Source organism: Alteraurantiacibacter lauratis (assembly GCF_037154155.1).
Taxonomy (GTDB): Bacteria; Pseudomonadota; Alphaproteobacteria; order Sphingomonadales; family Sphingomonadaceae; genus Alteraurantiacibacter; species Alteraurantiacibacter lauratis.
Genome location: NZ_JBANRN010000005.1, coordinates 212,507 through 225,760 on the forward strand (window position 1 = coordinate 212,507; position 13,254 = coordinate 225,760).

Annotated in this window: 11 protein-coding genes; 9 read left to right on the forward strand and 2 right to left on the reverse strand. The window is 60.1% G+C overall.

Annotated features, from left to right (window positions below; genetic code table 11):
• Positions 1 to 2: 2 nt before the first annotated feature.
• The 8 genes from WFP39_RS07295 (at position 3) to WFP39_RS07330 (ending at position 10,949) form a co-directional block, all read left to right on the forward strand.
• Positions 3 to 1,040, forward strand: coding sequence for a hypothetical protein (locus WFP39_RS07295; protein WP_336918644.1), 1,038 nt, complete (start codon positions 3 to 5; stop codon positions 1,038 to 1,040).
• 246 nt (positions 1,041 to 1,286) lie between these two features.
• Positions 1,287 to 2,537, forward strand: a complete 1,251-nt coding sequence (locus WFP39_RS07300) for a DEAD/DEAH box helicase family protein (protein WP_336918646.1) — start codon at positions 1,287 to 1,289, stop codon at positions 2,535 to 2,537.
• Positions 2,538 to 2,667: 130 nt separating this feature from the next.
• The gene (locus WFP39_RS07305) at positions 2,668 to 3,297 is read left to right on the forward strand and encodes a restriction endonuclease subunit S (RefSeq protein WP_336918648.1); all 630 of its coding nucleotides are present in this window, start codon (positions 2,668 to 2,670) and stop codon (positions 3,295 to 3,297) included.
• Positions 3,294 to 4,811: a type I restriction-modification system subunit M gene (locus tag WFP39_RS07310; protein ID WP_336918649.1), complete on the forward strand. Its 1,518-nt coding sequence runs from the start codon at positions 3,294 to 3,296 to the stop codon at positions 4,809 to 4,811. The genes WFP39_RS07305 and WFP39_RS07310 overlap by 4 nt, the downstream gene beginning before the upstream one ends.
• A complete protein-coding gene (locus tag WFP39_RS07315) occupies positions 4,804 to 5,829 on the forward strand; it encodes a virulence RhuM family protein (protein ID WP_336918650.1) in 1,026 nt (341 codons plus the stop codon). The genes WFP39_RS07310 and WFP39_RS07315 overlap by 8 nt, the downstream gene beginning before the upstream one ends.
• A complete protein-coding gene (locus WFP39_RS07320) occupies positions 5,822 to 7,024 on the forward strand; it encodes a restriction endonuclease subunit S (protein WP_336918652.1) in 1,203 nt (400 codons plus the stop codon). Before WFP39_RS07315 ends, WFP39_RS07320 begins: the two co-directional genes overlap by 8 nt.
• Entirely contained in the window at positions 7,021 to 10,233 is a 3,213-nt protein-coding gene (locus WFP39_RS07325; RefSeq protein ID WP_336918653.1) for a type I restriction endonuclease subunit R, read from the forward strand. The genes WFP39_RS07320 and WFP39_RS07325 overlap by 4 nt, the downstream gene beginning before the upstream one ends.
• Entirely contained in the window at positions 10,230 to 10,949 is a 720-nt protein-coding gene (locus WFP39_RS07330; RefSeq protein ID WP_336918654.1) for a M48 family metallopeptidase, read from the forward strand. The genes WFP39_RS07325 and WFP39_RS07330 overlap by 4 nt, the downstream gene beginning before the upstream one ends.
• Positions 10,950 to 10,982: 33 nt before the next feature.
• Here WFP39_RS07330 and WFP39_RS07335 read toward each other — a convergent pair whose 3' ends face one another.
• A complete protein-coding gene (locus WFP39_RS07335; RefSeq protein WP_336918656.1) occupies positions 10,983 to 11,351 on the reverse strand; it encodes a hypothetical protein in 369 nt (122 codons plus the stop codon).
• Positions 11,352 to 11,445: 94 nt separating this feature from the next.
• Here WFP39_RS07335 and WFP39_RS07340 point away from each other — a divergent pair, with 94 nt between their 5' ends.
• On the forward strand, positions 11,446 to 12,024 hold the full coding sequence (locus WFP39_RS07340) for a nucleoside deaminase (protein ID WP_336918658.1): 579 nt from the start codon (positions 11,446 to 11,448) through the stop codon (positions 12,022 to 12,024).
• Between the two features lie 140 nt (positions 12,025 to 12,164).
• Here WFP39_RS07340 and WFP39_RS07345 read toward each other — a convergent pair whose 3' ends face one another.
• On the reverse strand, positions 12,165 to 13,106 hold the full coding sequence (locus WFP39_RS07345; protein WP_336918660.1) for a hypothetical protein: 942 nt from the start codon (positions 13,104 to 13,106) through the stop codon (positions 12,165 to 12,167).
• Positions 13,107 to 13,254: the final 148 nt, after the last annotated feature.

Genomic DNA, 13,254 nt, shown 5'->3' on the forward strand with positions numbered 1-13,254 from the left:
CCATGGCCGACAGTTGCCGCTTCGCCGAGCTGGCGGTTCGCCTAGAGGGCGAGGAACGCTACCGTGAGTTGCGGAATATGCGCGGCGATGCGTTCCTATTTCTGACCGACGGGCAACCGAGCCTGAACTCTGCAACTGCATTTCTTGCAGCCACCGATCTTCTCTCGCGATGCGTGGCGCCTGAAACTTGGGATCTCGTCAAACCCATTGTGACTGCCTGGAAGGAAGCTGGCAGGGCTCTGGTAGAACGCGGACGCACAGAAGAACTGCTTCGCGCGTGGGGGAGACCACTGCCCGCTGGTCAGGCGCCAGCCTGGGTTCCACTCCGGCACCCGATCGAAATCGCCCCGGAACTGCTGTCGGTCAAACCGGTATATTTCCATGCTGTCGGGATAGAGGGCGACGGCACCGAAGAACTCGAACACTTGCACCGATTAGCTTCGATTGAACGCGTCCGCGAAGCTGGCGAAGCCTTGTTCGTAGACCCCTTATTCTTCCTCGGCTTTGCCAATTGGCAGGAGGCCGAACGGAAATCGGTGAGACTGCGCGACTTCTCCCTCACCAGACTGGTTAGCACTCGCCAGTTGATGGGCCAAACAAAGAGAAGTCCGTCTCTTTGGCGCCCTTCAGATGGCCGCCTTAACGAATGGCATCACGAATGGTGCGTTGATCGCTTCATAGACCGCTTCCAACTCGCAGTACCTGACGACACCTCCAATCACGTACGCATGGTGCGCTTGAACCGGCTGATCTCCTCGGCGGCTCGCGATTATAAGAATGAGGCCTTCCCGATCTCGGAAATGCTCGGCGAGCGGTGCCAGCTGGTGCACAGCGTGGCGCCATTTCTTTCTGGAGCAGCTAAGGCATGGCGGTTCAACAAATTTTCCGCATTCCTGAATGAACTGAGCCAGCGGACCTCAACAGCGCAGGAAATGCTGCTCGAGGACATCGGGTTTCTTCTCCGTCTCGCAACTGAACTAACAGCCTTTTACCTGCTCCTCTGGGAGCTGATCCGTATGACAGAAAGACAAGACGCATGAGCGATCTGGACCCCCCTCAAACTGCGCGACACTCTTCAGGAGACGCTGGGGCGTTACACCGCATCGGCAGTTCCGATTTCCGATGAACGTGCTCCGCGCCTGGCTGCGCGCGTTCGCGATGCAATTCGTCAGGCTGGCACGGCCATGGTGAAGGGGCCGTATCTCGAGAGTCTTCCAGACTTCGAAAAAGGGCGCTCAATTTCCCAGCTGGTTGAGGATGGCGTCCTAGACCCCACCTGGAACCGTATGATCGATACCGGTCATCGGCATCTATATGAGCGCCGTCTGCACCGGCATCAGGAAAGCGCAATTCTTCGCGCTGTGTCAGACAACTACCTCGTCGCGACAGGGACAGGCTCTGGCAAGACCGAGTCATTTCTATACCCGCTGGTAGATGCGCTCTTGCGATCGCCGGACCGAGACCGGCCCGGGGTGAAGGCAGTACCCGTGCTTGAATGGCTTCGCGATCTTCTGTCCGATCCCGATTGTCGTGACGACCTCCCCAGAGGCGCCACCGAATGGACTGATCCGTCTCTGGCTGCTCTCGCTTCCCGGTTGTCCGGTGCGCAACAAATCGTACTCTTCGCAACGCGTATTGCCGGAACCGACGATGCAGAATCGGCTGTTGCCACGGCACGATTGCTCCGTGACCTTGCCGAGCGCGATCCGACCCGCCGCATATTCATTGCTGCGGCCGGGAAGCTTCCTCTGTCGGTTTCTGAACTCGGCACTGCAGATCTCGAAGCAGTCGAAATTCTGGCCAAGCTCGAGAAGACTGGGCGACTATCTGTATTCAGACTGCCGCCTGACCGTTTCACGCGCGACCTTCCAAGACTCTTCGCGCAAGGCAGCGATGGAGCAATGGCGCTTTGGAACAACGAGGGCGATTCCCCCCTCTTGGCCGGCCTGATTGGAGATGCGCCGTACCTCGCAGCCAATCTTGAGCACGACATTGTCGCCAATCTCTTCGATGCGCTGAAGGCAGGGCAGCTCGTCAAAAACGCTTTGACCAGCATTCTGGGTAACGTTCGCGTGTGGGATTATCCAGCAGGAGCGCCGCGCAATCTCACCGAGACATTCGCGGCGATGCTGGACAACACCGTGCGACTTGAGATCGATGATCCGTTTCTGCTCAAGGATGACCGCGCCCGCCGGGCGCTCATCGCATTGCTCACCACGCTCCAAAAGGACGGCGCCTCCTTTGAGTATGTCGCACTTACCTGGCGTGAAAAATATCCTGATGAAGCGGGTGAAGGGCCCGAGATCCAGCAGAACGAGATGAAACGACTCTTGCTAGCTGCCGGGTTTGATCCAGGCATCTTCAATATGCGCTGCAGGCCTTACCGCGATCGCCGTGCCTTCCACGATCGGATCATGCGCGCGCGTGTCGGACCACCGGGCCCATCAAGCCGGTCAATCCAGTGGGATTTGTCGTCCGGTGTCGGCAATCTCATGGATTCCTCGTGTGAGGCAAAGGTCTATCTGCGGACCGAGTGAAGGTAGTTTCGGTAACCTGCTGACCTCATCTGACGGTGAGGTCAGCCTACGCCCGCCGAAATTATAATCTGTAATTTAGCTACAGCACATTTCTGCTTGACGCAGGGTTTGGCGGCTAATATTTATCTGTATGACTCATACAGCGGATTACGCCATGCGACTCCAGGATATCTGCCAACTCCAGACGGGCTACACGGTGCGCGGCCGGCTCGAGCCAGCGCGCGAAGGTGGTCAGCCCTGCGTGCAGCTCAGAGATCTGTTGGAAGGTGGCTCGCTGGATGCGGGCAATCTTCAAAGGTTTGACCTCGGCCCACTGTCTGATCGCTATGCGGTCGGGCCGGGCGATGTGATCTTCAAGTCGCGGGGTCAGCCCAATATCGCCTGCGCCGTTTCCGCGGACATGGTCGAACCGGCAATTGCATTGCTACCCTTGTTTATCCTTCGCCCAAAACCGGGGCTCGTCTCAGCAGAATATCTTGCCTGGGCGATCAACCAGGCGGATGCCCAAAGGCAACTGGACGCTGAGGCGCAGGGGACGAGCCTTCGCATGATCTCGAAAACCAGCCTCGAGAACATCGAAGTGTCCGTGCCGGACCTCAAGACCCAAGCGCTTATCGTTCAGGTCGGGAGGCTGGCAGCCCGGGAAACGTCGCTGCTCCACGAGCTGGCCGACAAACGACACACCCTTTCCAGCATCATTCTCGCCGATCTGGCCAATGCAGCCCGAGGCGGCGCCCAGCTTAAAGGAGCCCACCAATGACCGACCAACTGACCCAACAGCAGGTCAACCAGACTGCCTGGGCTGCCTGCGATACCTTCCGCGGCGTCGTCGATGCCGGGCAGTACAAGGACTACATCCTGGTGATGCTGTTCCTGAAGTACATCTCGGACCTCTGGAACGATCACGTCGAGACCTACCGCAAACAGTTCGGTGGCGACGAGGCGCGCATCCGCCGCCGACTGGAGCGCGAGCGGTTCGTCCTGCCCGAAGGGGCCAGCTTCTACGACCTCTACGACCGACGCAACGAGGCCAATATCGGCGAGCTGATCAACATTGCGCTCGAGAAGATCGAAGACACCAACCGCAGCAAGCTTGAAGGCGTGTTCCGCAACATCGACTTCAACTCGGAAGCGAACCTCGGCAAGGTCAAGGATCGCAACCGGCGCCTGAAGAACCTGCTCGAGGACTTCGCCAAGCCCGCGCTCGACCTGCGCCCGTCGCGGGTGACCGAAGACATCATCGGCGAATGCTACATCTACCTGATTTCCCGCTTTGCCTCGGATGCGGGCAAGAAGGCTGGCGAATTCTACACCCCCTCGGCCGTCTCGGGCCTTCTGGCCAAGCTGGCCGGCGCGAAGCCGGGGGACACCATCTGTGACCCCGCCTGCGGTTCCGGTTCGCTGCTGATCCAGGCGGCGCAGGAAGTGGGCTCGGACAACTTCGCCCTGTTCGGGCAGGAAGTGAACGGCGCGACATGGGCGCTCGCCCGCATGAACATGTTCCTGCATTCCAAGGATGCGGCGCGCATCGAATGGTGCGACACGCTCAACAGCCCGGCTCTCGTTGAGGGCGATCATCTCATGAAGTTTGACGTGGTGGTGGCCAACCCACCGTTCAGCCTCGACAAGTGGGGTGCCGAACACGCCGACAGCGATCAGTTCAATCGCTACTGGCGCGGCATCCCGCCCAAGTCGAAGGGCGATTACGCCTTCATCACGCACATGATCGAGATCGCCAAGCGGCAGAGCGGGCGCGTGGCGGTGATCGTGCCGCACGGCGTGCTGTTCCGCGGCGGGGCGGAAGGCCGGATCCGCCAGGCCCTGATCGAGGAAAACCTGCTCGATGCGGTGATCGGCCTGCCAGCCAACCTGTTCACTACCACCGGCATTCCGGTTGCAATCCTGATCTTTGACCGTTCGCGCGAGCAAGGCGGCGCGAATGAAGCGCGCAAGGACGTGCTGTTCATCGACGCCAGCAAGGAATTCACGCCGGGCAAGACCCAGAACGTCATGAGCGAAGAGCATATCGCCAAGGTTCTCGAAACCTACCGCAACCGAACGGAAATCGAGAAATATTCTCACCTCGCCTCGCCTGCGGAGATTGCCGAGAACGACTTCAATCTCAACATTCCGCGCTATGTCGACACCTTCGAGGCCGAGGAGGAGATCGACGTCGCCGCCCTGCAAAAGGACATCAACCGGATCGAGGCCGAACTGGTCGAAGTGCGGGCGAAGATGGCTGGCTATCTGAAGGAGCTGGGCGTCAATGTCTGAAGGCGACCTGATCCTTTACACCACTGATGATGGCGCCGCGCAGATCCAGCTTCGTGCGGTGGGCGGCACCGCATGGCTCACCCAGCGCCAGATGGCCGACCTGTTCGACAAGGATGTGCGCACCATAAACGAGCACATTCAGAATGTGTTTGCTGACGGTGAGTGCGATCCCGATGCAACGATCCGGAAATTCCGGATAGTTCAAACCGAGGGCGCACGCGAGGTTTCCCGCGAAGTTGACGCCTACAGCCTCGAGGTCATCCTGTCGGTTGGCTACCGCGTCCGTTCGCCCCGCGGAACCCAGTTCCGCCGCTGGGCAACCACCGTCCTGAAGGAGTACCTGGTCAAGGGCTTCGTCATGGACGATGCCCGCCTGAAGGATCCCGCTTACGACTATTTCGACGAACTGCTGGAACGCATTCGCGATATCCGGGCGTCGGAAGCGCGGTTTTATCAGAAGATCCGGGACATCCTGGCACTCAGCGAGGATTATGATCCCAAATCGGGCGCCGCGCAGGAGTTCTACGCGACAATCCAGAACAAGATGCTGTTCGCGGTTGCCGGCGGCACTGCAGCGGAACTGATCAAGTCCCGCGCCAATCCCGATGCGCCCAACATGGGGCTGACGACCTGGAAAGGCGCGGTCGTCCGCAAGGGCGATGTGACCACCGCCAAGAACTATCTGGGTGAGGCGGAAATCAGGGAACTCAACCTGATCGTCACCATGTTCCTCGACACGGCGGAACTGCGCGCCAGCCGCAGGCAGACGATGCGGCTGGCCGAATGGGAGGGCGTGCTCGATACCTTCATCACCTCCAACGAACTGCCGCTGTTGCGCAATGCCGGCAGCATCTCGGCCAAGAAGGCCGAGCAGATTGCCCATGCGCGCTATGCGGAGTTCGAGGGCAAGCGCCGGGAGGCCGAGCGGCTGGCTGCCGCACAGACGGATGATCTGGCGGAGCTGGAGCGGATTGCCAAGGCCTCCAAGGGGCGGAAGAAGGGAGGCGGCGATGCTTGAGGGGTGGACGCGCTCACAGCTGGGCAATCTTGGCACCTTTCATAAGGGCAAAGGGATTACGAAGTCGGAACTTTGTGACGATGGTGTGCCATGCCTGCGCTACGCCGAAATCTACACTACGTTCGGCGATGTAACGTCAAAGCTAATTAGCTTTGTGCCAACTGAGTCGGCATCTGATGCGACAAGCATCAAATATGGCGATATAATTTTTGCTGCATCTGGGGAAACAGCCGAAGATATTGGCAAGGCGGTCGCGTTCGTCGGGCGCTTCGACGCAGTAGCAGGCGGAGATACTGTTATCCTGCGCGATCATGGGCAAGACCCATCATTCCTCGCTCATTTGTTGAATAGTCATTCGGTAATCAAACAGAAATCTCGGCTCGGGAAAGGGCAGTCGATTGTCCATATCCATGCCAGTGACCTCGCTGGCGTGACTGTCGATCTCCCCCCACTTCCTGAACAGCGCAAGATCGCCGAAATCCTGCGCACATGGGACGAGGCGATCGAGAAGCTGGAGGCGCTGCGGGCGGCGAAGCGGGAGCAACTTATCGGGCTAGCGCAGAAATTGCTCGGCATCGGCGGCGTTTTTCCTGAACGGTGGGAGCAACGCCCGCTGTCAGCAATATCAACGCGGGTTCGTCGCCAAAACGGCGGCGGCGATCACCCGGTGATGACCATTTCTGCAAAATCTGGCTTTCGGTTGCAGTCCGACAAATTCAGCCGCGACATGGCTGGCAGTAGTGTAGATCGCTACATTGTTCTGAATGAGGGCGAGTTTGCCTACAACAAAGGCAACTCACTCACGGCACCCTATGGCTGCATTTTCCCGCTAGACCGTCCGACTGCGCTGGTGCCTTTCGTGTATTTCTGCTTTGCGCTTAATGCGGGCATGAACCGTGAATTCTATGCTCATCTGTTTGCGGCCGGAGCACTCAACCATCAACTTTCCCGCCTGATCAATTCTGGCGTGAGGAACGATGGTCTCCTGAATTTGGACCCAGAGGATTTCTTTGGCTGCAAAGTGCCGGTGCCTCCTGTCGAGGAACAAGCGTCCATCGCACAGGCCCTGACCGCTTCGAAACAGGAGGTCGGCCTGCTGGATCGGGAAATCGACCTTCTCACCCGCCAGAAGCGCGGCCTGATGCAGAAGCTGCTGACGGGCGAATGGCGTGTGCAAGTGGAGGAAGCCGCATGAGCTTCAACGCAGCCGAAAAGTTCCAGTCGCAGATCCCCGCACTGCAAATGCTGGTGGCGCTGGGCTTCCAGCCACTGAGCCAGGCCGAGGCGCTGCGTCTGCGCGGGGGACGCCTGCGCAATGTTGTGCTCGACGATATCCTTGTCGAAAACCTGATGCGCATAAACCGCTTCACCCACAAGGGGCGCGAATACCCCTTTGATCTGGAAGACGCGCACGAGGCGATGCGCAAGCTGAAGCCGACGCCGGACCGGCTGAAGGGCCTGCGCGGCACCAACCAGGATATCTACGATACGCTGGTGCTGGGCACGACGATCACTAAGACGATCGACGGGGATTCGAAGAGCTATTCTTTCCGCTTCATCGACTGGGAAAACCCGGCCAACAACGCATTCCACGTGACTGCCGAATTTTCGGTCGAGCGGACGGGCAGCACCCAGACAAAGCGCTGCGATATCGTCGCCTTCGTGAACGGCATTCCGGTGCTGGTGATCGAAAACAAGCGCCCCACGGAGAGCCTGAAGAAGGCCGGCAGCCAGCTGATCGGCTATCAGAACGAAGACCGGATCCCGCAGCTGTTCCACTTCGCCCAGCTGCTGCTGACCATGAACCGGGTGGAGGCGCGCTATGCCACCGTCGGCACACCGCAGAAGTTCTGGGGCACTTGGCGGGACGAGGAGGACACGGACGAGGCGATCGAACCGCGTGCCAACCGCCCGCTGACCGCGTCCGAGAAAGACGCGATCTTTTCCGGCGATTTCGCCGATGCGCGCCGATATTTCGATGCGATGGCCGCGGAAGGGACGCGCGCCATTTCTCCGCAGGACCGGACGATCCATGCCCTGTGCCGGCCGGAACGCCTGCTCGACCTGATCCGCCGCTTCACGGTGTTTGACGGCGGCGTGCGCAAGGTGGCACGCCACCAGCAGTTCTTCGGCATACGCAAGGCGGTGGAACGGGTCAAGCAGGTCGATGTCACAGGCGCCCGCAAGGGCGGCGTGATCTGGCACACGCAAGGGTCAGGCAAATCGCTGACCATGGTCATGCTCGGCCGTTCGCTGGCGCTCGACAAGGATATTCCCAACCCGCGGATCATCATCGTCACCGACCGCGACGACCTCGACAAACAGATCAAGGACACGTTCCGGTCCTGCGACATGGAGCCTGTGCGGGCGACGACCGGCGCCAATCTGCTGGAACTGATCGAGCACAAGGCCGGGCTGATCACGACGATCATCAACAAGTTCGACACGGCCCTGCGCAACAGTGCGCGCGCCGATGCCGATGCGAATATCTTTGTCCTGGTCGATGAAAGCCACCGTACCCAGACCGGGAAGTACGGCGGGCACAGCCAGTTCGCGACCAAGATGCGGCGACTGCTTCCCCGTGCCTGCTACCTTGGCTTCACCGGCACGCCGCTACTGAAGAAGGAAAAAAACACGCTTTCGACCTTCGGCGGGCTGATCCACAAATACGCCATCAACGAGGCCGTGGCCGACGAGGCTGTCGTCCCGCTGCTTTACGAAGGCCGGATGGTCGAACAGCAGATCTCGGGCACCGTTATCGACAAATGGTTCGAGAAGATCAGCGAAGGCCTGACCGACAAGCAGAAGGCAGACCTCAAGCAGAAGTTCTCGCGCATGGATGCACTGGCCAAGACCGGCCAGGCGATCCGGGCAAAGGCGTTCGATATCTCCGAACACTACCGGCAGCACTGGCAGGGCACCGGGTTCAAGGCCCAGCTCGTGGCGCCTTCCAAGGCCGCGGCCATTCGCTTCAAGGAGATGCTGGACGAGATTGGTCACGTCACCAGCGAAATCATCATGTCGCCGCCCAATGACAACGAGGGCAACGAGGAAGTCGACAAGGAATCCAAGGATCTGGTCCGGAAATTCTGGGACCAGATGATGGCGAGGTTCAAGACCGAGGAAGAGTACAACCGGCAAATCATCGATGCGTTCAAGGGCTCGGGCGATCCAGAAATCCTGATTGTAGTGTCAAAGCTGCTGACCGGTTTCGACGCCCCCCGGAACACGGTCCTTTATGTGTGCAAGTCCCTGAAGGAGCACAATCTCCTCCAGGCCATCGCGCGCGTGAACCGTTTGTATGAGAATGACGGGGTCGAGAAGCAGTTCGGCTTCATCATCGATTATGAAGGCCTGCTCGGCGAGCTCGACAGCGCGCTGACCACCTACAGCGCGTTTGAGGGTTATGATGCCGGCGATCTCGTCGGGACTGTCCACGACGTCCGGGAGGAAATCCGCAAGCTGCCGCAGTTGCACGACCAGCTCTGGGACATCTTCAAGTCCGTTCGAAACAAGAAGGACATGGAGGAATTCGAGCAGCTCCTGGGCGATGAAGCCATCCGGCACGATTTCTACGAAAGGCTGAAGGCGTTCAGCCGGTGCCTGCACATCTCGATGTCATCCGACAAGTTCCTCGACGTATTTGACGAGGCCAAGGTCGAGACGATGAAGCGGGACTGGAAGCGGTTCTCCGAGCTCAAGCGATCGGTCCAGCTGCGGTACCAGGAAGTCGTCGACATCAAGGAGTTCGAGCCCAAGATCCAGAAGTTGCTCGACGATCATGTGGTGGCATTGCCGGCCGAGACCATTATCGAGGTCGTCAACATAAATGACCCCGACGCGCTCAAGGCCGTGGTTGAAGAAACCGGGGTGTCCGAAGGTTCCAAGGCCGACCGCATTGCCAGCGCCACTCGGCGGACGATCACGGAGAAGATGGAGGAGGATCCGGCCTTCTACATGCAGTTTTCCGAACTGCTGGAAGAGACGATCCGCGCTTACCGAGAAAAGCGCCTGTCCGAACGAGACTACCTGAATGGTGTCATCGATCTTGCCAGCAAGGTTGCGCGCAAGGATCGCGGGCGGGATGTGCCCGACGCCGTCAAAGGCAATGATGACGGTCAGGCCTTCTTCGGCCTTCTCGATGGCAGCCTGACAACCCAGGCTGGCGAACCGGTCGAGCGCGAGGACACCGCCCAGGTGGCGCTCGACATCATCGGTATCATCAAGGCCCACCACATTGTGGGCGTGTGGTCCAACGAAGTTGCTCAGAACAACATGCGCAACGCCATCGACGACTATTTCTTCGACGTCTTGCGTGACGAAAAGGGTGTCGGCGTCCCCGTTGAGATGCTGGATGACCTTGAGCAGAAGATCATGGATCTGGCCCGGGCGAGGTTTCCGTGACGCAGCCTGAGCATCTCAGCCTGATGTATGGTGAAGGCCGGATCGATTACCAGGTTATCCGACGGGCACGTAAAACGCTCGAGATTGCGGTCGAGCCGGACGCGTCCGTGGTTATTGCGGCCCCGGAAGATGCGAGCCTCGAAGCGATCGAGGCCAAGTTGCGGAAACGGGCAGCCTGGGTGACGCGTCAGCAGCGCTTCTTTGCCCAATTCCTTCCCCGTGTCCCACCGCGGGAGTTCGTGCCGGGCGAGACACATCTTTATCTTGGGCGCCAATACCGGCTGAAGGTCGTCCCCCACGTGCGGCAGACGGTAAAATTGATCCGCGGCTACTTCGTGGTGCAAACGCACAGGCCGCTCAGTCCCGATGTGACCCAGGAATTGGTCGAGGCCTGGTACCGCGAACGGGCGCATGTCAAATTTGCAGAGCGTATCGAGATCAACCTAAAGCGCTTTGCTGACCCGGAACGACGCCGCCCCAAAGGACTAATCGTCCGTCAGCTCAAACAACGCTGGGGGTCAATGTCACCGGGAGCTCGCCTAATGCTGAATCGCCGCCTGATCGAGGCCCCGATCGACGCGATCGATTATGTCATCACCCATGAACTTTGCCACATCACAGAGCCGCATCATGGCGCCGCCTTTTATGATCTGCTCGAACGGGTGATGCCGGACTGGGAGCGCCGCAAGCTGCGGCTCGAACGGACAATGGCCTGATAGCCACGTGAATGTGGCCGACCACCCAATCCCTCAGACTTGTTCCGCCTCAGCCATGATTTCGTATAGGCCAACGAAACCAGTCAGATATGGCAGCCCCTGAGGAATGCCATGCTCCTGCGCAGTTGCCCGGCTGATGGTCCAGCCCATCCAGCGGGCGATGGCAGCGTCGATCGCCGCTTTGAGGGCGAGGCCTGCGTGGATCCCGTTATGCACGTCGTCGGCGAAGTGGCGGCCGTGGCGGCTGTCGAGAAAGTCCCGAACCCCTTCGGCACTGGCGCGAACAGCCTTCGCGATCGCCGGCAATGCAATCGACCATGCGGCGTCCGCGTCCGTGAACCCGGCGGCGGCACCGTAGAAGCCCCAGGCCTCGTTGCGGGTCGGAAGGGTCGAGTTGCTCATCGTGCGTCTCCGTGGTTGGCGGAGGCGACTAACGCTCTATTGGCCGACCAGAGCAACTCGATAAGATGCGGCAGCAGGACAAAGAGACAAAGCCATGCTTCCGACGATAGAAATCCATCTGCCCGAATGGCTGCCGGCGTTCGCCCGAACCTATGTCCCCACACCTGATATCTCTACGCGGATGGAATTCGTCATCGCGGCGGCCATGGAGAACGTGAAGCATGGGACCGGGGGCCCGTTTGCCGCCGGCATTTTCGCGATCGACAGCGGCGAACTAGTGGGCCTTGGCGTCAATCTGGTGACCACCGAAAACCTGTCGATTCTGCGTGCCGAAATGGTCGCCTTCATCACCGCGCAACGCGCCCTCGGCACCTACGACCTGGGAGGTCCCGGCATGGCCGCGCATGAACTGGTTACCAGTGCCGAGCCCTGCGCGATGTGCTTTGGCGCCATCCCGTGGTCGGGGGTGCGCCGGGTGGTGTGCGGTGCGCGCAGCGAAGAGGCGGAGCAGATCGGGTTCGATGAAGGCCCCAAGAGCCGCAACTGGAAATGCGATCTGCAAGAACGCGGGATCGCCGTGATGCGTGATGTTGGCCGCGATCAGGCGATCGAGGTGTTCTCCGAATATGTCCGCCGCGGCGGCCAGATCTACAATTCACAGGAAGCCGGTTAGCCGCAGCCCGAAGGCACGGTTTTCCGCCAATTCCTCACCGTGACCCCCGGTCACTAACTCGCGGGCGTGAAAACTTTGGATCGGGGGCGGTTTCCGTTGCGAACCGTCTCAAGTTTTACCCTCCCCCCGGGGGGCACGGATCATGCAGCCAGGTCCCGGTCCGCAACCACCTCGTAGCTGGCCAGTTCGCCCAGGTGTTCCGTGAGCCACGATCGCGGGTCCGGGATCAGGTCGAGGTCGAAGTTGGCCGTCCGCCGCTTCTGTCCCGGACCGGCCGGTCGATAGGTCACCATGCCCGAGGAGTGGGACATTCTGCTATTATAGGAACTTCTATAATAGCAATTTGTCCCAGTCCTCTGCCCATCCTTCCTTGCGGCATCGTGGTTCGGCCACAGGTCGGGGAAGCAGCGGGCCCGGTCTGCGGCGTTGTCGAGGATCACTCCGCGCGCGGCCATCATGTCGATGCGGCTGGGCGCAAGGTCATCCCAGCTGATCACCTCGTCGGCAGGGACCGGCAGGACAATGTCGGTGAGCAGGTCGATCTGGAGCGCATTTTCGGCCGTGCGGTTCACCCCGCGACCGCGACCCAGCGCCTGGATCAGTTCGGCCTCGCAGATACTCCAGCGGATGGCCTCGGCGATCGGATCGGGATGGTATTCTCCGCGCGTTGGATGGGATCGTCCTCTCGGCCGGCGAATGACCCGCTCGGTCAACGGATACCACCAACTCTCGTTGCTGGTGTCCTCCTGAGGCGGCCTGCCAGTGAGCGCAGTCTGCAGCTTCGCGATCACCGCCGGTGCAGGCAGCGTGCGGCCCATGACGATCATGCCGGCGACATTGCCCCAGCGATCGAGCCCGCTCAGCGCATTGAAGTGGGCAGTCTCCAGATTGGCTGGCAGTTCGCCTTTGGTGAGAGCCTGCACCGTCCGCATCTGACCGATAGCGAGCACCGGTGCCGTCCCGCCACTCATCTGCCTGGATCGGGCAGCAAGGTAAGTCCGCAGGGCGCGCAGGTTGTTGGCTGCGGTGGTGTGTTCCCGCTCCTTGGAGCGCGGCCCCGGCACCAGCGCCTTGCTGCTCACCGGGGCTCCCAACACCTGCCGGATCCGGACTTGGGGTGTCCTGGCGCTTACCGCGGGGACGATGGTGATACTAGGCTTCGTGGACAAAGGGTATCCAGAGTTTGATTGAGGCCAGTGCGACGAAGCCGAGGTATGATTCTTTGGTTTT